Source organism: Bacillus sp. FJAT-26390 (assembly GCF_001682865.1).
GTDB lineage: Bacteria > Bacillota > Bacilli > Paenibacillales > Paenibacillaceae > Pristimantibacillus.
Map to the genome: position 1 here is coordinate 209,989 of NZ_MAQX01000034.1, position 24,515 is coordinate 234,503.

A 24,515-nucleotide genomic window follows, 5' to 3' on the forward strand; every position below is an offset into this window, starting at 1 on the left:
GATTAGCAATCGTAGTAAAGGCTGAACTCATGCGGATGAATGCGGATTGCCACAGCTTTAGCTTCTTGGCGTTTGATTGCTACATAGTTCTCGATGAATTCTTGCGTAAATACGCCGCCTTCTGTCAAGAACTCGGAATCAGCCTCAAGAGCGTTAAGCGCTTCGTCAAGCGTTCCAGGAACGCTGCGAATTTCTTTTTTCTCTTCTTCTGGCAATTCGTAGATGTTTTTGTCGAAAGGACCGTAACCAAGAGCTACCGGATCAAGCTTGCGCTTGATGCCGTCCAAACCAGCAAGCAGCATAGCTGCAAATGCAAGGTAAGGGTTAGCCGTGTTATCCGGCGTACGGAATTCGATACGACAGCCTTTAGGCGTTACAGCTGCAATCGGAATACGAATCGCTGCAGAACGGTTACCTTTCGAGAATACAAGGTTAACCGGCGCTTCGTAACCAGGCACAAGGCGTTTGAACGAGTTCGTGCTCGGGTTAGTGATCGCGATCAATGCAGGCGCGTGGTAAAGTACGCCTCCGATATAGTGCATAGCTAGTTCGCTAAGGTTTGCGTATGCGCCTTTATCGTAGAACAAAGGAGCATCGCCGTTGAAGATAGAAGTATGAACGTGCATACCGCTACCGTTGTCACCGAATAGCGGCTTCGGCATGAAAGTAGCCGTTTTGCCGTATTGGCGAGCTGTATTATGAATGATGTATTTGAATTTCATTAGGTTGTCAGCTGTTTTAGTAAGCGTATCGAAACGGAAGTTAATTTCGGCTTGGCCAGCTGTTGCAACTTCATGGTGATGACGTTCTACGCGAAGACCCGATTCTTGCAAAAGGCGAACCATTTCGCTGCGGATATCTTGTTGGGAGTCAACTGGAGCTACCGGAACGTAGCCGCCTTTAACCGGAATTTTGGAACCAAGGTTGCCGCCTTCTTCTTTGCGGTTCGTGTTCCAGCCAGCTTCCTCGGATTCAACCATGTAAGAGGAAGAATTCATTGAGCTTTCATAGCGAACTTCGTCGAAGATGAAAAATTCAGGCTCAGGCGCGAAAAATGCTGTCGTACCAACGCCAGTTGTTTGAAGATACTCTTCAGCCTTTTGAGCGATGCTGCGCGGATCGCGGTCATAACGTTCGCCTTCAGGCGTATGAATATTACACATAATGTTTAGTGTAGGGTGATCAGTGAAAGGATCGATAAATACGGATTCTGTATCTGGGATCATAACCATATCGGAATTCTCAATACCGCGGAAACCGTGAATGGAAGAACCGTCGAATGCTACCCCATTTACGAAAGTATCAGCGTCAACCTCTGCTGCCGGTAGTGTAATGTGGTGTGCATGACCTAGAAGATCCACGAAGCGGAAATCTACAAACTGAATGCTGTTTTCTTTAATATTGTCCAAAACATTTTGAACTGACATTAATATTTCCTCCATTTCCGAACATTAGCGTAGTGTTGAACAGGTATTGTTCAATTATTGCTCCAAATCCATGTCGTTATTATAAAACTAGCCTTCAATCTCCGTCAATAGCTATGTAAGGTATTTTTTGTAGCTATGTCAGCTATACTTACAAGTTTGAACAGTTGTTCACAATTCCTCCTTAATAGGCAATCAAAAAGCCGCGCAGCCCTTGATTGATATAGGCTTAACGGCTTTTTGTCAATGTAAGCTCTTACTTAGATCGGCAAACATGAAAAAGCCATGCCATCCTCGGACGGCAAAGCTTATTCATCAACTAGATTAGATTTTCCATTCCTTGAACGCTTCTGCTGGCGCTTTAGGGGTATCGAATTGCTTGCCGACAATCGGAGCCAGCTGCTCAAGATCCTTCAGCAGGTTGGCGAATTGATCTGGGAATAACGATTGTACGCCATCGCCAGTCATCGAGTTGTCAGGATCGGTATGCATTTCAACGATAAGACCGTTTGCTCCTGCCGCTACCGAAGCTTTGGACATCGGCTCTACCAGCTCGCGGCGGCCCGTGCCATGGCTTGGATCTGATATAACCGGCAAATGGCTGAGAGATTGAAGCACTGGAATAGCCGACAAATCTAATGTATTGCGCGTGTAAGTCTCGAACGTTCGGATTCCGCGCTCGCAGAGCATAACGTTTGGATTTCCGCCTGCCAAAATGTATTCAGCGGCATTTAAGAACTCATCATAGGTTGAACTGAAACCACGCTTAAGCAGCACTGGCGTTTGAATCGTGCCAAGCTTGCGAAGCAAATCAAAGTTTTGCATGTTGCGCGTTCCCACTTGAAGGATGTCGGCGTACTCTGCGCAGACATCTACATACTCAGGCGTCATAACCTCCGTGATCGTTAGAAGCCCATGCTTCTTGCCTGCTTCCGCCATCATGACAAGTCCTTCTACGCCTACGCCTTGGAAGCTGTAAGGCCCTGTACGCGGCTTGAAGGCGCCGCCTCGCAGTACCTGACCTCCAGCAGCCTTAACCAGGCGAGCGATCTCATCGATTTGCTCCGGAGTCTCAACCGCACATGGACCGCCCATAATAACGAGGTTGCTTCCGCCGATCTTTACCCCTTTAATATCAATAACCGTGTCGTCCGGATGAAAGTCACGGCTCGCTAGCTTGTAAGATTTTGAAATTTTAATCACGTTCTCTACACCTTTCATTTGACGCAAATGCTCCGCTAGCGTTGGCTCGGCTTTACCGATAATTCCGATAACCGTCCGATCCGTCCCTCTTGATACATGCGCCTGCACACCTGCTCTTTCAATATGGGCAACAATTTCTGAAATACGGTCTTCTGCAATGTTTGCATTTGTAATCACGATCATAGGGACCACTCCTTAAAAGTTTTGTAAAACCATTAATACGAAAGCATACGCTTAGTTTTGTGATGTTTAACTTACTTCGTAAGCATTTGCTTGGATTTGTATTCGCACTTCAACGCTTATACGCTTTATAGCTTTTATGCTTCGTAGCTTCTACGCTTTTAATCACTAAAGTAAATATACAAGATAAGCTGCTTTCCGTCAACCCATCTCCCTCAAAAAAAGAGGAAAACAAACTTCCCATGCCAAAAATCTCACGGAAAGCTCATCATTCCTCATCGGTTGAAACGATTATTTATTCGGATTTCTCTGCTGTTGCCGTAGCGGAAGGCGTAGGTGCCGACTTCACTCGCACGTTCGGGAGCAGCTTATTCATGTTAACCGTACGGCGGATTTCCCAAGTATCCGGATTATTGTGGTCATACTGCTCCAAATAGGTGATAACCTCTTTGGTCAGCGGCGTCGGAGTGGATGCGCCGGATGTAACCGCTACCCGGTCAACTCCTTTGAGCCACTCCTGCTCGATCTCAGACACATCGGATACCCGGTAAGCTTTGACGCCGGCAATTTCCTCCGACACCTGAGCGAGACGGTTCGAGTTGTTGCTTCTTGGATCGCCAACAACGATGCATAGCTGCGCTTCGCCCGCTTGCTCGGCAACCGCTTCCTGGCGAACCTGTGTAGCTAAACAAATCTCATTATGGACCTCAGCTGTCGGATAGCGCTCGCTAAGACGGCTAATAATATGGCGTATATCCCACTGCGACATCGTCGTTTGGTTCGTAATGATGATGCGTCCTTCCGGCACGTTCAGCGCATCGATCTCCTCTTCGCGCTCAATGAGGTGTACCTGATCAGGCGCAACGCCGATCGCGCCTTCCGGCTCAGGGTGGCCTTTTTTGCCGATATAAATAATATGATAACCCTCTGCCGACTTCGCGCGAATTAAATCATGCGTTCTCGTTACGTCCGGGCATGTCGCGTCAACGACGGACAGACCTTTGTCGCGGGCGCGCTGACGAACTTCTGGAGACACGCCATGCGCGGTGAAAATGACGGTGCCTTGTTCGATTTGATCCAAAATATCGAGGCGGTTCGCGCCATCAAGCGTAATGACGCCTTCCTGCTCGAAAGCCTCGGTTACATGCGCATTATGAACGATCATGCCTAATATATAAATAGGCCGCGGAAGCTCTAAATTTTTGGCCGTCTGCAAAGCCAGCACCATCGCATCGACGACGCCATAGCAATAGCCACGCGGTGATATTCTTACGATTTCCATTCCTTGCACCTGCTTTCTGACCGGATATGCGTCATTATCATATTTCCTATATTTCATCCGTTGCTACTATTATAGACGAATGAGACGTGTCAGAAAAGGTTATAGGAAGCCAGATTGTAAACTTCGTTCCATCTCCCTCCCTAGTCGTCACTTCCACAGACCCTTGGTGCTCGTCAATAATCCATTTTGCGATCGATAAGCCAAGCCCCGTTCCGACCGTAACGCCCCTTGATTCATCCGCCCGATAGAACCGATTGAAAATATTTGGGATTTCCTCCGGATTCATGCCGATGCCTGTGTCTTGTACCACAAAACCGATTTGTTGATCATTCCGTATCGCGCTAAGCTCGATGGAGCCCTCCGGCGTATATTTGAATGCATTCTCGATAAAAATAAACAGCAGCTGCTGCAAATAGTTATGATTCGCATTGACTCGCACGCCTTCTAATGCGGACAGATCTCCCACTCGCCATTCAGCTGAACGCGGAAGCAGCTGCGCTCTTCGCACAACCTCCTCCGTAAGCGGCAGCAGGTCAAGCGGCGTTTTCTCCATCGTATAGCCCGCATCGGCTCTAGCTAACGCGAGCAGATCATTTACGAGCGTGCTCATGCGGATCGCCTCAGCCGAAATGTCGCTCATCGCTTCCTTGGAAAGCTCATAACGATCGGAATCTAGCGGCAGCCACTCGCCCGTATCGCCATCCCGGTTCGTCTCCTTCACCTTCGTCCACATCCGCTCCAAGAGCTCAATATTTCCGCGAATCGTCGTAAGCGGCGTTCGCAGCTCATGCGAAGCATCCGATACGAATCTGCGCTGCGCCATATAGGCTTCGTCAAGCTCATTATAGGCCATTTCCAGACGGGCAAGCATCACGTTCAGCGTGCTTACCAGCCTTCCGATCTCATCATTTGGCCCGAGTGCCGGAATTCGCACGCTAAGATCGGAGCCGTTCTCAATTTGCTCCGTCGCGCGAATGACACGTTCGATCGGACGAAGCGCTTGGCGAGCTATAAATAAACCGACCGTGAAGGCGATAAATACAACAACTAATGAAGAGAAAATTAATATCGTACGAAGGCCGCTCAAAAACCTTTCCTCATTATAGGAAAACACGCCCGTTTGCACCAAACCTACTAGACTATTGTCTTTCTTCAAATAAATAGGCCGCTGAAACGTGAGCATATCATATTTTTTATCGTTAATCGTAACCTTTACCTTCACAAAACCTTCCTTAGGTTTGCTCTTTGCATCCGCATAGGGAATAACAAATTCATATGGGAAGTTATTAGACTGCGTAATCGCGCGTTCCTTATAGTTTACTAATTGGATATACATGTCCTTCTGATCGATTTGGAACTGCGGCCCCACAAACAAATCAAGCTTTTTATCCAAAAAATTCGTCGAGCCTAAAACTTCAATTTTGCTGTCTTGAACCCGGATCTGCTGCTTTATTTCCGCATAGGTGTTCCAGTTTACGAAGAAGTAAATACAGATGCCAATGACGATCATCGTTACCGCGAGCAGGCCTGAAATCCAAAGCGTCAGCCGAAGCCTGATAGACATATGCTTAACCTGCCTCTCCGCGTAGCACATAGCCGGTGCCGCGAACCGTCTGAATAAGACGGTTCTTGCCTCCGTCCTCTACCTTCTGGCGCAGCATCGCGATGTACACCTCCAGAACATTCGATTCTCCGCTGAAGTCATAACCCCATATTTTCTCCATAATCGCATCACGCGTAAGGACGCGGCGCGGATTCTGCATGAACAAAAGAAGCAAATCGTATTCCTTGGACGTGAGCTCAATCCGCCGTCCGGAGCGGACCGCTTCCCTAGCATCCATGTCCAAAATTAAATCCTCATAGAGCAGCTGATTGCTAGATTTCTCGATCTTATCGGATTTGCGCCGCAGCAGCGCCCGCGCACGCGCCAGCAGCTCCTCAAGCGCAAAGGGCTTGACCAAATAGTCGTCAGCGCCAAGATCTAGACCCTTCACGCGATCGATCACGTCATCCTTCGCCGTTAGCATCATAATCGGCACCGTGCTTCCGCTCTCGCGCACGCGGCGGCAAACCTCCCAGCCATCCACCTGCGGCATCATGACATCAAGTATAAGCAAATCGGGCTCTGTCTTAAGGAGTACCTTAAGCCCTTCCATCCCGTTTGACGCCGTAGTTACCTCATACCCTTCGAAGGCTAAACTTCTGCGAAGCAAAGAAATAATTTTATCATCGTCATCTACTACTACTATATGTTGTCTCATCTGCTTGTCCCCCTCTATTTGCAGCAAAAAACGCAGAGCATGCTGTCTCTCTGCGCCTTTTGTTTCCATCCATTGCTTAACCTTTATTGAGCGCCAAGCGTATTTTTGTCGCCAATCTCAACCTGAAGCTTCATATCGCTGCCTTTGCGCACGATGTTCAGCTCGATTTTATCGCCGACTTTTCGTTTTTGAATCTCAGCTATAAGAGCCTGCGTATTCGCATATTCCTTGCCGTCAATGCCCACGATTACGTCGAACTGCTGAAGCTCCGCAAGGTAAGCTGGAGAATTGTAGTATACATTGCGAACGATAGAGCCTTTCACTTTGTCCATGCCAAGCTGTTTTGCAATATCAGCCGTCACGTCTTGAAGCTCTGCACCAATGTAAGGCGCTGCCGGCTTAGGAATCGATTTGTTATTTTTCAAATTATCGAGCACTTCCTGGATCGTGCTTGTCGGAATCGCAAAGCCGATGCCCTGCGCTTGCGAGCTGACTGCGGTATTGATCCCTACAACCTCGCCGTTTACGTTCAGCAGCGGACCGCCGGAATTACCAGGGTTGATCGAAGCGTCCGTTTGCAGCAAATGCTCGTATTTGCGCTCGCCCTGTGTATCTTGGATATCGATTGGACGCTCTTTCGCGCTAAGTACGCCAACGGTTACCGTGTGATCGAAGCCGTATGGGTTGCCGATTGCAACGACCCAGTCGCCAATATTAATATTGTCGGAGTTGCCAAGCGGTAGCGTTGGAAACTCTTTGTCGCCAGTCACTTTAAGCACCGCTAAATCCAAATCATAGCTGGAACCGAGCAGCTCAGCCGTAAACGGCTTATCATACCCTTGAACGATGACCTTGATTTGATCCGACTCGCCAACCACATGCTGATTGGTCAAAATATAGCCGGTTGAATCGAAGAAGAATCCTGTTCCAATGCCGGATTGCTGCATTTGGCCTTCATCATTTTGCTTGCCGGCATCAGGCGCCGTTGTGCCTGGATAGTCATCTCCAAAAAATTGGCGGAAGAACGAATCATCCAGCATGCTGCCGCTGTTGCTGCGTTTTGCCGTGTTTACGTATGTCTCGATTTTCACGACAGCCGGGCTTGCCGTTTCGAACAATTTTGCAATGTTGTCCGGTCTAGCAGCTACTGTCGATGCGCCGCCATTGTTCGTTGTACCCGCAGCAGCCTTGGAGCCAGAACCGCTCGATTGTATATTTGACGCTAAAGCCTGCTCTTTCGTAAACCAATTGTTTACGTCCGACGTATACATCAATCCGCCAACTAAAATAACACCGGCGAGAAACGATGCAAATATCGCTTTAAAGGAAGTGCGGCGCGGCTCCCGTACCTGCCATGGTCCCTTGGAGGACTGCGGCGAAGGCGTAAAGGAACGAATTTGCGACTGCTGAGGCGCTCTCGGCGCAGCTTGCTCCATCTCCGTTAGCGATTCCGGCTGATTCTCAGATGGCTGCGCATATGCTGAATCCGCAGCCGGGCTGCTTATATTTCCATAAGGCTGATCTTGGATCAGCTTAGGCTTGTCAGTCTCGTAGCCAGAACGCGGCTCGCTGCTATCCTCCTGCGAGTTCGCTTTAAATGGACCGTAAGAATAGTAGTAAGAGGGCTTCGGGGCTTGCTCCTGCGTCTCTCTCGAGCTTTCCGGCTCAGCGTTTATTGCGCTTTCGTTATGGCCTGCTGTGCCTTGCTCATCGTCATTTTTGCGAAAAAAATCGTCAAAGCCCTTTTTGTTGTTTTGATCGTCCATGTACGTTCTCCTCCTTGAATCTTTATTCCATCATGCCCAAAGCTTCAACGTTTGGATACATGTTCATTTGATATAGTTCTATCATGCACATTCTACCTTAAAACAAACTTAAAAGGAATTTAAACAGAAATAAAAAAAACGCTCCAAATTGATTTTGGGAACGTTTTTTTGATCATTACTCATTTAAATCTTTAGCCTAAAAAAGCTGCTCAACCTCTTGGAGCGCTTGCTTGGCTCGGTCGATCCACTGCGGCTCCACATCAGCATCGGGATTAGACGGCGATTGGAACTGATCAAACAGCGCACCTACTACGCGTACGGATGCTTCGGGATCATTCCCCTCCCGGTACAGATGCTTAAGCACATAAGGAGTGCCTAGCTTTATTTTCGCCTCATTATCTACTTCTATGCTATCGATATTTCCGACCAGCACCTCAAAAGGGATTCGAAGCCATACTTTATGGTCTTCATCCAGCGAACGGTCAAAGGACCCGCTGTCATATTCCCAATTGCCGCCAAGCGTAAACTGCTGCGATTCCAGCAGCTCCTTCGTCTCAAGAAAATGTTGCTCCCGTGATTCCAGCACGGATGAAATGGGGATCATGACGGCTGCTCCTTTACACTAGCTTTTTTCTATTTTGGCTAGTAGGTAGTATACCCGTCCATTTCTTCCTTTATGTGCGATTAGCCCAGCCTTTGCGATGCGCGAGCACAGCAAGCTGCGTCCGGTCATCAAGCTCGCATTTCATAAGCAAGTTGCTGACATGCGTTTTGACCGTTTTCACGCTAATATGCAGCTCTTCGGCAATCTCTTTGTTAGACTGGCCGTCGGCAATGAGCAGAAGCACTTCTTTCTCTCGCTCCGTTAAGCCCTCATCGCCAGATTGAGCCGTGCGTTGGCGCAAGCCTCTCGTTAATGCTTGGGATACATCGGCAGTCATGACCGGCATTCCTTTGAATGCACCGCTTATTGCGTAAATAAGCTCCTCTGCGGATACCGTCTTGAGTACATAGCTTACAGCGCCGGCTTCAATCGCGCCATATACCTTATCATCCTCAAGGAAGCTTGTCAGCATCACGATTTTCATATCCGGAAATTTGGACACAATCGCTCTTGTTGCTTCGATCCCGTCCATGCCCGGCATCATTAGATCCATCAAAATAATTTGAGGCCGCTTCTCCTCCGTACTCGCTGCAAGCATATCAATAGCAGCCTGTCCGTTGCTCGCTTCGGCAATGACCTGAAATTTCGGCTCCAGCATCAAGTATGTCCGAAGACCCGTTCTTACCATATCATGGTCATCAACGATCATAATTTTTATTAGCTCAGTTCCGCTCATGATTCCTGCTCTCCCCGCAACATTTTAGGTATCGTGACCTTAACTCTCGTACCGCCTCCGGGCTTGCTCCAAATCTCCGCCGCTCCGCCAAGCTTTTGCGCCCGCTCCTGCATCGTCGATAGCCCATAGGAACCCCGCTTCACTTCATCTGCCTTGAACCCTGCCCCGTCATCCTGCAAAATCATGACGACCTGCCGTTCATTATCCGACAGCGCAAGCGTACAGCCCGTTGCTCCGGCATGCTTCACGATGTTAGCCATCGCTTCCTGCGCGATAAGAAACAATTGAAGCTCCTTAGCCTCGGATAAATGCTCCTTCAATCGCCATTCCAGCTCGCCCTGCAAATTGTTTTGCCGGCAATAATCAGGAAACCATTTGTCTAACGCTTCATATAAAGTCCGTCCTTCAAGCTCCATCGGCCGCAGCTGCGCGATGAAGTTTCGCATTTGCTTTTGGGCGAGGTTGGACATGTTCACAAGCTGCTCCATCACGGAGTCGGCACGTTCCCGGTCGACCTGCTGCAGCTTCGGCAGCGACGAGGCGCACATATGAATCGCGAACAGTTGCTGGCTTACCGTATCGTGCAAATCACGCGCAAGCCGTTTGCGCTCTTCAAGAACCGCTGCTTCGTTAGAAGCCGATTCGGTCATCACATATTCCTCGCCGCGCATTTGCAGCCATTTCATTTTGTCTTCCATTTGCTCGGCCAGTTCATTGAACTCGCGGTATACTTCGATAAAGGAATTATGTCCGCCTTCCGTAATCCGCACGCCGAAGTTGCCGTTGGAGGCTTGCTTCAACGACAAATGGAGCGTATCGATGCGCCGACCGATGCGCTGTGCGGCCCAATAACCGAAGGCTGTGCTCACAAGCAGGAAGACGGCTGCTGCCCCAAGGCGCGCTTCCGTCTTTCCCGTTTCATCTACTAAGCCTATCCACGTCACTGCTCCAAGCAATAGCGATACGACAGCTGCAATGACGAACATTCCGATGAGCTCCCACTTTCCGCTCCTCAAAAACCGAACCATCATAACAAGCTACCCCACCTTTGTAACGCGGACATCACCAATAAATGTGCTGACGATCAGCTTGATTTTTTTGTCAGACTCTTTATAGGAAGGCGATTGGATGTTGATATTCGTAAACATGCCGCCCTCTTTCTGCCCAAGAATCTTCACGTCCCCGATGAAAGCGCTGGATACGACCTGCACGCCTACCTCGTAATCGTTCGGCACATATACCTTTACATCTCCTATAAAGGAAGAGATATGAATTTTCGTCTCACCGTTTGAAACTTGAGCCTTCGTTAAATCAAGCACCGTATCGCCAATGAAATGCGAAATGTTAAGCGGCTTCAAGTCCCAATAATCATGGCCGATGTGAATATCGCCGATAAACCCGGAACGCGTCTGCACATTCGAATCGCCATGGCTCCACCACTCTACATGCTCTTTATGATTTCTTTTCCACTCATGGACGTTTCTTTTCATCTCAGACTTGTGATGATGCTTCCACTCCCTGTATTCCTTCTTGCTTGCAGGATAGCTTTCAAATGGAATGTCGCCCGAGCTTGCGCGTTTGTCTACCTGAGCGTGCAAACCATCAGGCTCAGGCGGCGCCTGCAGTGGATCTGGGTGCAAAGGCGGTGCCGGCGGAACCGATGATTGGTCTTGATAAGGGCGGTACGATTTCCAGTCATCCTTCGGCGGCTCATTACGTCTGGATTTAGGTCTCCATATTAAATTGATTCCGACTAAAATGACGACGACTGGCCAAATATAAGGAACGATATCGCCGATCGACCAAGAAAACAGCTCCAGATTACGTCCTAAAAATATAAATCCAATCAGCAGAACGACTGCTCCCCACCAGCTTGAGCCAGAGCCATGCGTCCGGCAGGATAGCAAACCTCTGATGCCGACAATAATGAGGATAACAGGCCAATAGGTAGAAAACAGATCACCAAAATCAAAGGTCACATGACCCGTTTGCCTGAGCAAAAACAATACGCCAACTGCAATAATGATTAATCCGGTGAATAACCGGTTTACGAAATTTCCGTTCAAGCGGCCCCAGCTCCTTACGATTCCATCGTCGTTTGATAACCCTAGTATAACGGACAGCACGAAATAGAAAAAGGGACGGCCGATTGAAATTGCAATCAGTCTCTAGACCGAGCTTTTGTTGATTCTATCCATTTTAAACCTAACATGCGTCATGAAACATCACGCACAGCGTTGACATTGCTTACTTCTTCTATTTATAATGATGAACGGATTAGGAGAATAGAGATATCCATGTATGAATATGAGGAACAGGAGATGAAGCAATGGACGTTATCGAACTGTCAAAGGGACTAGATACGATCTGGGTCGTTTTGACAGCAGCCATGATCTTGCTCATGGAGGGCGGATTCGCTTTGCTCGAAGCAGGATTCGTCAGGCAGAAGAATGCCGTCAGCATTATTATGAAGGTGTTCGTCGACATCGCTTTCGGCGCACTCGTTTTTTACTTTTTCGGATTCGCTCTCATGTACGGAAAGGATGCCGGCGGGTTGATCGGAACGACTGGCTTTCTGATAAATGGGGACCTTTCCCACATCGTATTAAATATTACTCATGAAACGTATTGGCTATTCCAATGCGCGTTCGTTATCGCCGTTATCTCGATCGTGTCCGGCGCGGTTGCGGAACGCATTAACTTTAGAGCGTATATTTTGTTAACCATCGCAATGACCGGCTTCATCTATCCACTCGCGGGACATTGGGTCTGGTCCGGCAGCGGTTTTCTCGGCAAGCTTGGCATGATCGACTTTGCCGGTTCGGCCGTCATCCATGCTTTAGGCGGCTTCTCAGCGCTTGCGGCGGCAATCTTCATTGGTCCGCGTATCGGCAAGTTCAGCGCGGACGGCAAGGTGAACATCGTACCGCCTTCCAATCTGCCGCTCGCATCCGTCGGCGCATTTATTCTTTGGTTTGGCTGGTTCGGCTTTAATGCCGGCAGTACGCTCAGCGCAACTAACGGCTCGATCGGGCATATCGCCATTACGACGATGCTATCGGCAGCCGCGGGCGGCGCAACCTGTATCCTGTTCACGATGTTCCGCTATAAAAAAGCCGATCCTCCGATGGTCATTAACGGCTCGCTTGCCGGTCTCGTAGGCATAACGGCAGGCTGCGCCTTCGTGTCGGATATCGCAGCTATCGGCATCGGCGCCGTATCAGGAATCGCCATGGTGCTCGTCACGGAATGGCTGGAGAGCAGACAAGTTGATGATCCAGTCGGCGCATTCGCGGTTCACGGCATCAGCGGCAGCATCGGTACGCTTGCAGTCGGTTTGTTCGCGCTTCCGGAATTGACAGAGGGCGTCGGCAAAGGCTATTACGGCTTGTTTTACGGCGGAGGCTTTAACTTGCTGGGCGTGCAAGCGCTCGGGCTAGTAATCGTATCCGTATGGGGCTTCCTCTTGACATGGGCAGCACTTTGGCTTATTCGCAAGATTATGCCTGTACGCGTCTCCAAGGACGAGGAGCTCGTCGGCCTTGATGTCGGCATTCATGGTGTTCCGGCTTACAGCCAGGAGCATGATTTCCTCGATTATGACCGATTGCGAAACAGCAAATAAACCAAAAGAACCGTCTATGCCCAAAGCGGGCCAAGACGGTTCTTTCTTATATATGGCGACGATGCGCGATTATTCGTTCATTTCATTGGCTAGCTCATAAGAGACGGTTACGATGTCAGTCGGCGCCGACACATTCTTAATGGAGCGTGCGCTTTCGATCTCCAAGCGGAGCGCGCGAACCTTCTCCATCGGTTTTCTTACAAAATGAATATATTCAACGGCTAAATGATGATCAGGCTTCTTGCCTGACAGCATTCTTCTTAAGGTAGACATCGATTGGTAGGCGCGGTCTTCCATCAGTCTTCTCTTCTCATAACGCTCAACCATCTGTTCAATTTCGGCTATTTCCTGCTCTTTCTTAGCTACGTAGGCATCGATAAAAGGAAAAACCTCGCCCGCTTTACGATGATGGGCAGCAATTACAAAGCCTGAATGAATGATCGGATCTGTCATGAGAATTCACCTGTCTTGTCATGTTATTATTTCTTACATCTATAATCATACAACAAACCAGGGCCATTTGAAAACTGTTTTTTATGCGATGGAAACATCTGCACCAATTACGCCAACTACGCTGCCGTCCTCACCGTATATCGGAACAGACACCGTAATGCAGTGCTGCTTCGTTATCGCAGATACGTAGGCCTCCGATTGAAATATTTGCCCACTAATCGCACGCTTCCACCATTCTCTCCCTTTTGCATTCAGAAGTCCCGCTTCAGGCAGCGAGAATACGAACGAACCATCAAGGCGGTTGGACCAAATGGCTTCAATATCAGGCTTTGCCTTCAGCAGCGAGCTCAGCTTAGGCTCATGCTTTGCTTCCTCCAACGTTAACAACTGAGGATCGGCGGCAGCCGTCCTCAGCCACTCTTGGATCGCGGCGACGTTCACATGAATCGCTTGCTTCGCCCGCTTGAAGCCTACCTGATCAATTGCATGCGACAGATCGAGCGACGACTTGCGCAGATTACGGCTGATCCGATTCATATTGCCGATTTGCCCGCGCTGAAGCTGCGTCATTCGCAGCGTGCTGTCCACGCTTTGCAGCGTCTCATTAACGGAATCTACGACATCCTTCAGCATCTCGGTCGATTCCGACATATGGCCGGTCTGCTGCTTGCTAGCTGCGCTAGTCTGCTCTGCAAGCTCGTCCACCTCATTAATGCGCGAGAAGATCAGATCCATGCGGCTCTTGTTGACCGCCATCTCCGCTACGCCGCGCTCGACCGACAATTTCTCATTATCGACAGCCTCCACGACCTGCTTCACGCCCTGCTCAATCTGCTCGACGAGCGACGAAGAACGTTTTACAGCTTCGCCGCTTTGCTCCGCAAGCTTCTTGATCTGCTGGGCAACGACGGAGAACCCGCGTCCGTATTCCCCTGCATGCGCCGCTTCAATGGAGGCATTGAGTGCCAGCAGCGAGGTTTGCGATACGATTTCTTGAATGAATTGATTAATTTCATTAATGTATGAGGTCTGTTCAATCAATTGGCGAATATGCTGCTCCATCAAACGGTTATTGCTGCTTAGCTCATTCATGACCTCATCGGTGCTCGTTAACGAACGGCAGACATCAAGCACAACTTCCTTTGTTTCCTTGCTCTTTGTATTCAAATGCGCAGAGGCTCCGCTAATTTCTTCAGCCGCCGAGGCAACCTCCTGTAGCGCGGAGAACGCTTCTTCGATCCGGTTCATTGCATTGGTGCTGTTCGTGCGAAGCTGCTGCTCTTGCAGTGCCGATTGATCGGCGACCTCGGTCAATTGTTTTGCCGAATGGTCAACCTCATCTACAGCAGCGCTTAATTGGTCCGATATAACGACAGATTCGTTTAAAAGACGTGACATCCGGGCCTGCTCTTCCGATCCAGATGAGTCCGTTGTTTTCGGTTTATGGCTACGTGAAAACCAACCTGTAGTGGCACTCATGTCAGGTTTTTTGCTCCTCTCGCAAGCTGATACAAAATTTCCCTAAATTATATATCAGCCTTAGGCAAAAGAAAAGAGGAACCGCAAGGGTTCCTCTGTAATGGCTCGTTATTGCATGGCAAAAAATATTACTTCTCAGCTTTTTGTTGAGCTGTGTTTGCCGCTTGTTTGCCGGCAGCGTTGTTCTGGTTAAACTCTTCCGCGAATTCTGCATTGTATTGATTGTTTTGGGCTTTGTTGTTTTTGTTTTTAGCCATTGTAATCACCTCCCCGTTTCATTTGATAGTATGGCATTCCTGCCGCTTATTATACGAGTTTTTCACGATTCCAAATACGTCTGCGGGATCGGTTTTCCGGCTTCGATTGCCAGATTGATTTTGTTCAGCCAAGCCTGTGAAAGCTTGCCTGTGCCTCTCCGCAGCACCTCTACGTGAACCGTTCGCTTGCCCCATTGCTCGTACACCTGTTTGATCGTTTCGAAATACAGATCGATGCGTTTTCCCTTTATAGCCGACCCGGTATCCGCCACTACGCCGTAGCCATAGCCCGGAATGTAAAGCAAGGTGCCGATTGGAAAAAGCTTCGTATCCGCGGCAATCGTCGACACCTGATCCCTGCGCACCTTAACGCCTGAATACGTTATGCCATATAGGGGGTGCCCTGGCCGTTTGCCCGTCGATTCGACGCCTGCTGTATAGCCTGTGGCAACGACTTCAACCGTATTCGGCTTTAGCTTTTTAGAGGGCCCTGCGGCTTCTCCCTCATTATTTTTGCTCGCCGGCTTATCACCTGCGGCTGCTTGCTTTGGCGGCGTTGCTTCAGCCGACGCCGAGCATCTGGCTGTATTTAAACCGATAACGATAACTGACAGAAACAGCAGTAAGGTTAATCCTCTTTTGATATAAAAAAAGCTTGTGACCATCTGGGTTACTTCCTCCTCAGAAGAATAATGCCCCGATGGCACAAGCTTTATGCGTTATTTATTATTGTTCTTTATCTGCGATTTGCTTCTGCAGCAGCGCAATCAGCTCTGCTAACGGCATGGAGCCAAGATCGCCTTCGCCGCGTTTCCGTACGGAAACCGCTTCTGCTTGCATTTCATTCTCGCCAACGACCAGCATATAAGGCGCTTTTTCAAGCTGCGCCTCGCGGATTTTGTAACCCAGCTTCTCATTGCGTAGGTCGCTTTCAACGCGTATACCGCTTGCTTGAAGCTGCTCAGCCACTTTGCGAGCATAACCCTCGTAAGCAGTCGATACCGGAATAACCTTTGCTTGTACAGGCGACAACCAAAGCGGAAGTGCGCCTGCAAAGTTCTCGAGCAAGAATGCAGTCATTCGCTCCATCGTACTGATGATGCCGCGGTGAATAACGACCGGACGATGCTTTTTGCCATCCTCGCCTGTATATTCAAGCTCAAAGCGCTCAGGAAGCAAGAAATCAAGCTGTGCAGTCGACAGCGTTTCTTCTTTGCCTAGCGCTGTTTTGATTTGTACGTCAAGCTTAGGACCGTAGAATGCCGCCTCGCCTTCTGCCTCGAAGAACGGAAGCTCAAGCTCTTCCACTACCTCGCGAAGCATGCGCTGTGACATTTCCCACATTTCATCATTTTGGAAATATTTCTCCGTATCCTTAGGATCACGGTAGGACAACCGGAAACGGTAATCCTTGATGCCAAAATCTTCATACACTTTGCGAATCAAATTAACTACGCGTGCGAATTCCTCTTTAATTTGATCCGGGCGACAGAAGATGTGAGCATCGTTCAGCGTCATTGCCCGTACGCGGTGCAAGCCAGTAAGCGCGCCAGACATCTCATAACGGTGCATCGTGCCAAGCTCGGCAATCCGAACCGGGAGATCGCGGTAGCTGCGCATGTCGCTTTTGAACACCATCATATGATGCGGACAGTTCATCGGACGCAGAACAAGCTCCTCGTTGTCCATAATCATTTTCGGGAACATATCCTCGCTGTAGTGCTCCCAGTGACCGGATGTTTTGTAAAGCTCTACGTTCGCAAGCACCGGCGTATAGACATGCTCATAGCCTAGTCTTTCTTCAAGATCAACGATATAACGCTCCATCGTTCTGCGAAGCTTCGCACCGTTTGGCAGCCATAGCGGCAAGCCTTGGCCAACCTCGCGCGAGAACGTGAACATTTTCAGCTCGCGGCCGAGCTTACGGTGATCGCGCTTCTTCGCTTCCTCAAGGAAGTGGAGATGCTCATCGAGCTGCGCTTTTTTCGGGAACGCCGTACCGTAAATCCGCTGCAGCATTTTGTTTTTAGAATCGCCGCGCCAGTATGCGCCAGCCACGCTGAGCAGCTTGAAGGCTTTAATACGGCCTGTCGAAGGCAGATGCGGTCCGCGGCAAAGGTCGAAAAACTCGCCTTGGTCATACATCGTAATGACGGAATCAGCAGGAAGGTCACGAATGAGCTCCAGCTTCAAATTGTCATCCAGCTCGGTAAAGATCGCAAGTGCTTCGTCTCTGCTGACAACGCGGCGGCGAATATCAAGGTTTTGCTGAACGATCTTCTCCATTTCCTTCTCGATCTTCACAAGATCCTCAGGCGTCAAAGACTGTTCCATATCTATGTCATAGTAGAAGCCGTCCTCGATCACGGGACCGATGCCAAGCTTAACATTCGTATTTCCGTAAATGCGCTTGATTGCCTGTGCGAGCAAATGCGCCGTACTGTGGCGATATACTTCAAGGCCGTCAGCCGATTCAACGGTTACGATCTCAATTGCCGCATCCGCCTCGATTGGCGTATACACATCGACTACCTTCCCGTCGATTTTTCCGGCAATCGCATTTTTTCTTAGTCCCGAGCTGATAGAGCCCGCTACTTCTTCAATTGTTGTGCCTGCAGCATACTCTCTTACCGCGCCGTCCGGCAAAGTAACTTGAATGGCCATTTTCGTTCATCCTCCAGTTTGTCTGTAAGCAAATCGCTTCATTGTTTAGTTCCCGTTCCAAGCAAAAAAGAGCACAAAAAAAGCACGCATCCCTAAAAAAGGGACGAGTGCTTGTGTGCTCGTGGTTCCACCCTACTTCAACTGTGCCAGCATCAACAGCTCATGGCATGCAGTCCTTGTATGATCTGGTAACGGAGAATTCCGGTACAGCTTACTGCTACAGCTAAGCTCCTGAAGAGCTGCCATAGGTTAGGCCATACAGCTAAAAAGGGGTATATCTGCGGACATTATGGAAGGAAATTGCAGCCAAGTTTCCTCTCTCTGAGCCAAACATCATGAGCAGATACATGTCTTTATCATTGCCGATTAGAACGTATATGACTGTCATTATAGCTTGACTTGCGCGATTGGTCAAGGCTATAGGACCAGCTGAAATATTTTCCTACGGCTGAATGAGCTCATCCAGGCTGCTGCTGCAGGATGCGCATTGCACGCACACGGTTACCCGCTGATCAAAGATCGTTTCGATCGTTCGAATGACCTGCATATCCGGCTGCCTCGTATGAATCGTAATGTGGTTTGGCGATACAGCGATCAGGGAGCTGATGACCATATCCTCGATATTCATCTCGGTCTCGAGCATTTCGGCTACGATACGGTCGGTTGGCGGATTCGGGTCAAGCAGCTGAAAGCTCTCATCATAGAGCATGAAGTCATGCCCGCCCTTGTGAAGCAAATGAACCATCGGCAGCTTCGTATCTTGAAGAAAAACAAAATATTTTAACAGGGAAATAAACTCCTGATATTGTTTGTCGAGTACATATTCGTCTAACGCATATTCAACAACCTCGGCTAGTTCCTTTCGATAAGGCTTTAACCGGAAAGTTGTAAAGCCAGTTACGTTAAGCTGCGTATTCTCCTGCAAAAATTGCTCAACCTCAGTCGTCACTTTGCCCTTGCGCCTTAATCGGTCAGCATCCAGAAATTTAGTGCCAAGGCTATCCCACTCTTTGCCGTGCAGAAGATCATGACAATATCGCTCAATAGCAGCAGCATCGGTCGAATGGCTATTTCGATACTTTCTGCGAATAATAGTTGACAGCATGGTTGGTTCAAGCTCGCTCACCACAAATTCGGCAATCGCCTTCGCTGCCGCATGATAGACAGCAGGACCATGCGTTTTAAGCTGAAAATGCGGCAATATGGCTTGGCAGCTGACATCCTGATCGGATATCGGCAAAAATTCAACGATGGCTTGCCGCTCCTTTTTTGAGCCAATATGTAAATCGTCGAGCACTTGTTCCTTCAACAAATTCGTAAGTTTATCCACCGACTTTTGGAGGCTTGTAGGCAAAGAAATCGTAAATAGCTCCATAGGCTCACCCCTTTCGTTCCTTATCAGTATATGGTGCGGCGTTCGGGGATATACGATGAAGACATTGGAATGTAAGGGAATCAAGCCGCAGCCTGGCCTAGAAGCAAGACATAGCAAAAAACGTCTGCCAAACCATTCCTCTCACGTGGAGAAGAACGTTTAGCAGACGTCTTTTATTGAAGCTATTTGGATAAACTGAAATTAATTTTGCATGACAAAATCCAGATCAGCTTTGTCTGTTTCGTTGTACATTTTCAAAATATTATATTTAGTATCCCGCTGAGCCGGGATTTTGCCGCATTCGCGAATGAGCTGAAGAATAAGTTCGATATTTACTTTATGAGTCGTTCCTGCAGCCGAAACCACATTTTCTTCAATCATGGTGCTGCCGAAATCGTTGCAGCCGTAAGAAAGCGAAAGTTTGCCCATCTCTGGCCCCATCGTCACCCAAGACGATTGGAAGTTAGGAATATTATCGAGCATAATGCGGCTAGCCGCTACGATGCGAAGATATTCCTCAGGCTTTGCCTTCTCCAGCTTAAGGTTCGTATTATCCGGCTGGAATGGCCATGATATGAACGCGAGAAAACCTGTTGAATCATATTTGTTCGCAATACATTCATCTTGAGCGTCGCGGATACGAAGCATATGCAGCGCCCGCTCTTCTACTGTCTCGCCAAGTCCATAAACCATCGTCGCAGTCGTGTTCATCCCATGGCGGTGTGCGGACTTCATAACGTCCATCCAATCCGTCCAAGAGCCTTTCATGCGGCTGATTTTGCGGCGAGTGCGGTCATCCAAGATCTCGGCGCCGCCGCCAGGCAAGGAATCGAGTCCCGCTTCATGAAGCTGTCTGATGACCTCATCCAAGGAAAGACCATCCGATACAACCTTCATCTTCTGAATTTCAGCAGGCGAGAAGGAGTGCATCGTAATGCCCGGAAATTGCTGTTTGATTTTGCGGAGCAGATCCAAATAATACGTAAACGGCAAATCCGGATTCGTGCCGCCCTGCATCAATATTTCGGTACCGCCAACATTAACAGTCTCTTGAATTTTGTTCAAAATCGTCTCATCCGGAAGCACATAACCTTCCTTAGAGCCTGGAGCGCGATAAAAAGCGCAAAAGCGGCAATAAACATCGCATACGTTCGTATAGTTAACATTTCGACCTACAACAAATGTTGTTATAGGATCTGGATGATGCTTAAGCATGATCTGATTCGCAACATGTCCCATTTTCTCAATCTGATCTGAAGCAAGCAGCTCCATGCCCTCTTCGAGCTCAATTCGCTCGCCGCGCAATGCTTTATCCAATATATGGTCTAACGTTCCCATTCCGCAAGACCTCCTTAGTTCCGTTCTAGGTAGACAACCGATCACTTAATCCTAACATAAATCTATATGCCAAGTCACTTGCCATATGATGCCCTCACAGTCTAAAATGCGGAAAAACACGGCGTGTCCGTTAGAACAACCGTGCTTTTCTTCCATTTCGTCCTATTTAGGCGCGAAGTGCTTGGTCCAAATCCTCGATAAGATCCTCGATATCCTCTAAACCAACCGAATAACGAACCAAACCATCCGTAATGCCGCGTGCATGCCGCACTTCTCTTGGCATTGCCGCATGAGACATCATCGCCGGGTAAGAAAGAATGCTCTCTACTGCACCCAGGCTTACCGCAACCAAAGGAATCTGTACCTTGCTTAGCAGCGATTTGGCGCGTTCGCCGCTGCCGACATCAAAGGATACGACAGCTCCGTAGCCAAGCGACTGCTTCTCATGGATTTCTCTGCCCGGATGATGATCTAGGCCCGGATAATAAACAGCCGTTACTTCCTTATGCTCAGACAGCCATTCAGCCAGTCTGCGCGTACTCCGCTCGCTGTGCTCCATCCGAGCCTTCAGCGTCTTCATGCCACGCATCAACAGCCATGACTCCTGTGGGCTAAGTACGGTTCCCATGCCGTTTTGCAGCTGCTTCAACCGTTTGCCGAGACCTTCGTCCGCGGTAACCGCAAGCCCAGCAAGCACGTCGCTGTGGCCGCTCAGAAACTTAGTTGCGCTGTGCAGCACGATATCTACGCCGAGCTCGATCGGGCGCTGATGATAAGGGGTCATAAACGTATTATCAAGCATCGTGAGCAAGCCATGCTCCTTCGCCCATGCCGATGTCTCGGCTATGTTCGTAATTTTGAGCGTTGGATTCGATGGCGTCTCCATAAATACCGCTTTTGTATTAGGCTTAAGCGCAGCCTTTACCGCTTCGAAATCGGTCATATCCACGAAAGTAGACTCGATGCCCAATCGATCCAAAATCGTCGTAAGCAATCGGTACGTTCCGCCGTATACATCCTCGGTCACGATGACATGGTCGCCTGCGGAAAGCAGCAGGAAAGTGGTCGAGATCGCAGCCATGCCTGATGCGAATGCGAAGCCGCGCGAGCCGCCCTCTAGCAGCGCGATATAATCCTCTAACGCTTGGCGCGTAGGATTGCCGGAACGGCTGTAGTCGTAGTCCGGCGGATTAAAGATATCATGATGATGGAACGTTGATGCCTGATAGATCGGAACGCTCGACGCTCCCGTATGCTCATCAATTTCCGCTCCAAAATGAAGCAGCTTCGTTGCAAAACGGCGATCCTGAGGTTTCACTTTGTTGTTGTCGTTGCCCATCGGTTATTGAACCTCCTCGATTTCGCGTTTTGCAGCGGCCAGCGCTTGTTCCAAATCACCGATCAAATCGTCGGCATGCTCGATGCCGACCGAGAAACGAAGAAGACGGTCGTCGACGCCGATCGCTTGACGAATTTCGAGCGGGATGTCCGCATGCGTCTGAACCGCAGGATAGGTCATCAAGGACTCAACTCCGCCAAGGCTTTCGGCGAATGCAATGAGCTTAATATGGCGCAAAATCGGCTCTACGTAACGGGCATCCTTCAAGCGGAAGGAGAAAATACCGGTATTGCCAGATGATTGTTTGTTCTGGATTTCATGGCCAGGATGATGCGGCAGCGCCGGATAATAGACATCCTCAACTGCCGGGTGCTCAAGCAAATAATTCGCGATTGTTGTCGCGTTATGTTGATGGCGCTCCATCCGAAGCGCCAGCGTCTTCATGCCTCTCATTAGAAGCCAAGAGTCCTGCGGTCCAAGCACCGCACCGATGGAATTGTGCAGGAACGCCATTTCGGCGGAGAGCTCCTTGCCTTTCGTTACGATAAGGCCGGCAAGCACATCGTTATGGCCGCCTAAATATTTGGTCGCGCTATGGATGATAATATCAGCGCCCAGCTCGATCGGACGTTGGAAGAATGGCGTTAGCAGCGTGTTATCGACGATGGTGAGCAAGCCCTTGGACTTCGCCCATGCAGCTACGCGCTCGATATCGGTAATCATCATAAGCGGATTAGTAGGCGTCTCGATAAGGACCGCTTTCGTATTTGGCGTCCAAAGCGTAGACATCGCATCGATATCATTCGTATCCACATACGAAGCCGTTACTCCGAATCTGGACATAATCCGCTCCAGCAAGCGGTAAGTGCCTCCATACAAATCAAGCGACACGATCAAGTGATCGCCTTGGCTGAACAAGGCAAAAATCGTTTGCAGCGCTGCCATGCCGGAGCTACAGGCAAAAGCCGCATCTCCCGCTTCCAATTGCGCTGCAGCTTCCTCTAGCACAGCCCTTGTAGGGCTTTTGGTGCGCGCGTAATCAAAGCCCGTGCTTTGGCCAAGCTTCGGGTGACGGAATGCGGTCGCCTGATACACGGGAAAGCTTATCGCTCCGGTTACAGGCTCTTTAATGGATCCGATCTGAGCTAAATGGCTTTCAATTTTCATTGTAAATAGCACTCCCTCGTCTATTGTTAAATGCCTGCTCCCAAATCAAACGGCGTTTGCTGGTAAACATAATAGTTAAGCCAATTCGAAAATAACAGATTCGCATGCGCGCGCCAAGTGGACAGCGGCAAGTTGGCCGGATTATCGCCCGGGAAATAGTTTCTAGGCACATCTATCGTAAGCCCTTTGGCTTTATCGCGGTCATATTCAAACTTGAGGGAAGTTGGATCGTATTCGGAATGGCCTGTTACAAAAATTTGTCTGCCATCCTTGGATGCAACGAGATATACGCCAGAATCCGGTGATTCAGATAAAATATCGAGTGTCTCATGCTGCTCGATATCCTCGCGGCGCACTTCCGTATGACGCGATTGCGGGACAAAAAACATTTCATCAAAGCCGCGGAGCAGATTCACATTACGTTTCTCTACCGTGTGCGGGTAAACGCCGAACATCTTGCTGTCCAAGTTGTATTTCGGCACGTTGAAATGGTGGTACAGCCCTGCCTGCGCGGCCCAACAGATATGGAAGGTAGATGTGACGCGAGTCGCGCTCCAGTCCATAATTTCTTTTAGCTCTTCCCAGTAATTGACTTCCTCAAAAGGCATTTGCTCAACTGGCGCGCCCGTAATGATGAGTCCATCATAATATTCATGCGAAATCTCATCGAACGTTTTATAGAACGATTCCAAATGCTCGGCTGACGTGTTTTTTGAAGTATGCGTCCTAGGGTGAAGCAAAACGACCTCGACCTGCAGCGGCGTATTCCCAATAAGCCTAAGCAGCTGCGTCTCTGTCGTTTCCTTAGTCGGCATTAAGTTCAGGATGGCGATGCGAAGCGGTCTTATGTCTTGTTGGAAAGCGACGCTCTCATCCATCACGAAAATGTTCTCGTTGTTTAAAATTTCTTTGGCCGGTAAGTTGTCTGGTACTTTAATAGGCATGTTGTTCACTCCTCTTTAGGCAGTATGACCGCTTGAACATGAAAAAGACCCTTTCTGCTGTGAGAAAAGGTCGTATGCTCAGTAAATAAGCCATCCGCCTCTCTCATCTCTCAGAAAAAAAATTCCGCAAGAATTAGCACCGTGCGTATTTAAACGCCGGTTGCCGGGCTTCATCGGGCTAGTCCCTCCGCCTGCTCTTGATAAGAAAGTAGTCTATTCAATTATTCGCGGTTACATTTCAATTTCACTTTAATGCATATTGTCAATCGCGTCAAGAAGGACCTTGCCGTAAGCTGAAAAATTAGCTGAAATTTCGTTGTTTTAATGCTTGAATGTAAAGCTTATGCGGGAGTATACTAGACAAGAATTATTTCATTTATTCCATTAATAAAGGGGTGCATACGGACATGGAGGGCGA

Annotated in this window: 21 protein-coding genes and 1 riboswitch; of the genes, 1 reads left to right on the forward strand and 20 read right to left on the reverse strand. The window is 49.0% G+C overall.

Going from position 1 to position 24,515, the window contains the following annotated elements; translation table 11 throughout:
* Positions 1-2: 2 nt before the first annotated feature.
* The 10 genes from glnA to liaF all read right to left on the reverse strand — a co-directional run bounded on the left by glnA (position 3) and on the right by liaF (position 11,522).
* Entirely contained in the window at positions 3-1,427 is a 1,425-nt protein-coding gene (glnA, locus tag A7975_RS27970; RefSeq protein WP_053371973.1) for a type I glutamate--ammonia ligase, read from the reverse strand.
* Positions 1,428-1,748: 321 nt separating this feature from the next.
* Positions 1,749-2,810: a 3-deoxy-7-phosphoheptulonate synthase gene (gene aroF / locus A7975_RS27975; RefSeq protein ID WP_053371974.1), complete on the reverse strand. Its 1,062-nt coding sequence runs from the start codon at positions 2,808-2,810 to the stop codon at positions 1,749-1,751.
* A gap of 292 nt (positions 2,811-3,102) precedes the next feature.
* Entirely contained in the window at positions 3,103-4,089 is a 987-nt protein-coding gene (locus A7975_RS27980; RefSeq protein WP_053371975.1) for a 4-hydroxy-3-methylbut-2-enyl diphosphate reductase, read from the reverse strand.
* A 46-nt stretch (positions 4,090-4,135) separates the two neighbouring features.
* Positions 4,136-5,653: a sensor histidine kinase gene (locus A7975_RS27985; RefSeq protein WP_053371976.1), complete on the reverse strand. Its 1,518-nt coding sequence runs from the start codon at positions 5,651-5,653 to the stop codon at positions 4,136-4,138.
* A 4-nt stretch (positions 5,654-5,657) separates the two neighbouring features.
* On the reverse strand, positions 5,658-6,350 hold the full coding sequence (locus A7975_RS27990; protein ID WP_053377396.1) for a response regulator transcription factor: 693 nt from the start codon (positions 6,348-6,350) through the stop codon (positions 5,658-5,660).
* Positions 6,351-6,433: 83 nt separating this feature from the next.
* Positions 6,434-8,116 (reverse strand): S1C family serine protease, encoded by a 1,683-nt coding sequence (locus A7975_RS27995; protein ID WP_065387329.1) that lies wholly within the window; start codon positions 8,114-8,116, stop codon positions 6,434-6,436.
* Positions 8,117-8,312: 196 nt separating this feature from the next.
* Positions 8,313-8,720 (reverse strand): YugN family protein, encoded by a 408-nt coding sequence (locus A7975_RS28000; protein WP_065387330.1) that lies wholly within the window; start codon positions 8,718-8,720, stop codon positions 8,313-8,315.
* Positions 8,721-8,790: 70 nt separating this feature from the next.
* The gene (locus A7975_RS28005; RefSeq protein ID WP_065387331.1) at positions 8,791-9,456 is read right to left on the reverse strand and encodes a response regulator; all 666 of its coding nucleotides are present in this window, start codon (positions 9,454-9,456) and stop codon (positions 8,791-8,793) included.
* Positions 9,453-10,487: a sensor histidine kinase gene (locus tag A7975_RS28010; protein WP_065387332.1), complete on the reverse strand. Its 1,035-nt coding sequence runs from the start codon at positions 10,485-10,487 to the stop codon at positions 9,453-9,455. The genes A7975_RS28005 and A7975_RS28010 overlap by 4 nt, the downstream gene beginning before the upstream one ends.
* A gap of 6 nt (positions 10,488-10,493) precedes the next feature.
* A complete protein-coding gene (gene liaF / locus A7975_RS28015; RefSeq protein WP_065387333.1) occupies positions 10,494-11,522 on the reverse strand; it encodes a cell wall-active antibiotics response protein LiaF in 1,029 nt (342 codons plus the stop codon).
* A 263-nt stretch (positions 11,523-11,785) separates the two neighbouring features.
* Between liaF and A7975_RS28020 the strand changes: the two genes are divergently transcribed.
* A complete protein-coding gene (locus A7975_RS28020; RefSeq protein WP_065387334.1) occupies positions 11,786-13,081 on the forward strand; it encodes an ammonium transporter in 1,296 nt (431 codons plus the stop codon).
* 69 nt (positions 13,082-13,150) lie between these two features.
* Here the strand turns inward: A7975_RS28020 and A7975_RS28025 are convergent, their stop codons facing one another.
* The 10 genes from A7975_RS28025 to metA form a co-directional block, all read right to left on the reverse strand.
* Complete coding sequence (locus tag A7975_RS28025) at positions 13,151-13,534, reverse strand: hypothetical protein (RefSeq protein WP_053371983.1); 384 nt, start codon at positions 13,532-13,534, stop codon at positions 13,151-13,153.
* 81 nt (positions 13,535-13,615) lie between these two features.
* The gene (locus tag A7975_RS28030) at positions 13,616-14,932 is read right to left on the reverse strand and encodes a methyl-accepting chemotaxis protein (protein ID WP_255314594.1); all 1,317 of its coding nucleotides are present in this window, start codon (positions 14,930-14,932) and stop codon (positions 13,616-13,618) included.
* Positions 14,933-15,141: 209 nt separating this feature from the next.
* Complete coding sequence (locus A7975_RS35165) at positions 15,142-15,270, reverse strand: hypothetical protein (protein WP_255314595.1); 129 nt, start codon at positions 15,268-15,270, stop codon at positions 15,142-15,144.
* A 62-nt stretch (positions 15,271-15,332) separates the two neighbouring features.
* On the reverse strand, positions 15,333-15,935 hold the full coding sequence (locus A7975_RS28035) for a 3D domain-containing protein (protein ID WP_065387336.1): 603 nt from the start codon (positions 15,933-15,935) through the stop codon (positions 15,333-15,335).
* Between the two features lie 61 nt (positions 15,936-15,996).
* Positions 15,997-17,934: a threonine--tRNA ligase gene (gene thrS / locus A7975_RS28040; RefSeq protein WP_053371986.1), complete on the reverse strand. Its 1,938-nt coding sequence runs from the start codon at positions 17,932-17,934 to the stop codon at positions 15,997-15,999.
* Between the two features lie 442 nt (positions 17,935-18,376).
* Positions 18,377-19,309 carry a putative sporulation protein YtxC gene (locus A7975_RS28045; protein WP_053371987.1) on the reverse strand — a complete coding sequence of 311 codons (933 nt, stop codon included), beginning with the start codon at positions 19,307-19,309 and terminating at the stop codon, positions 18,377-18,379.
* Between the two features lie 201 nt (positions 19,310-19,510).
* The gene (mqnC, locus tag A7975_RS28050; protein WP_065387337.1) at positions 19,511-20,647 is read right to left on the reverse strand and encodes a cyclic dehypoxanthinyl futalosine synthase; all 1,137 of its coding nucleotides are present in this window, start codon (positions 20,645-20,647) and stop codon (positions 19,511-19,513) included.
* A gap of 166 nt (positions 20,648-20,813) precedes the next feature.
* A complete protein-coding gene (locus tag A7975_RS28055; RefSeq protein WP_053371989.1) occupies positions 20,814-21,986 on the reverse strand; it encodes a trans-sulfuration enzyme family protein in 1,173 nt (390 codons plus the stop codon).
* A gap of 3 nt (positions 21,987-21,989) precedes the next feature.
* The gene (locus A7975_RS28060; protein ID WP_053371990.1) at positions 21,990-23,153 is read right to left on the reverse strand and encodes an aminotransferase class I/II-fold pyridoxal phosphate-dependent enzyme; all 1,164 of its coding nucleotides are present in this window, start codon (positions 23,151-23,153) and stop codon (positions 21,990-21,992) included.
* A 26-nt stretch (positions 23,154-23,179) separates the two neighbouring features.
* Positions 23,180-24,097: a homoserine O-acetyltransferase MetA gene (metA, locus tag A7975_RS28065; protein WP_053371991.1), complete on the reverse strand. Its 918-nt coding sequence runs from the start codon at positions 24,095-24,097 to the stop codon at positions 23,180-23,182.
* Positions 24,098-24,197: 100 nt separating this feature from the next.
* Positions 24,198-24,304, reverse strand: a riboswitch (SAM riboswitch).
* Positions 24,305-24,515: the final 211 nt, after the last annotated feature.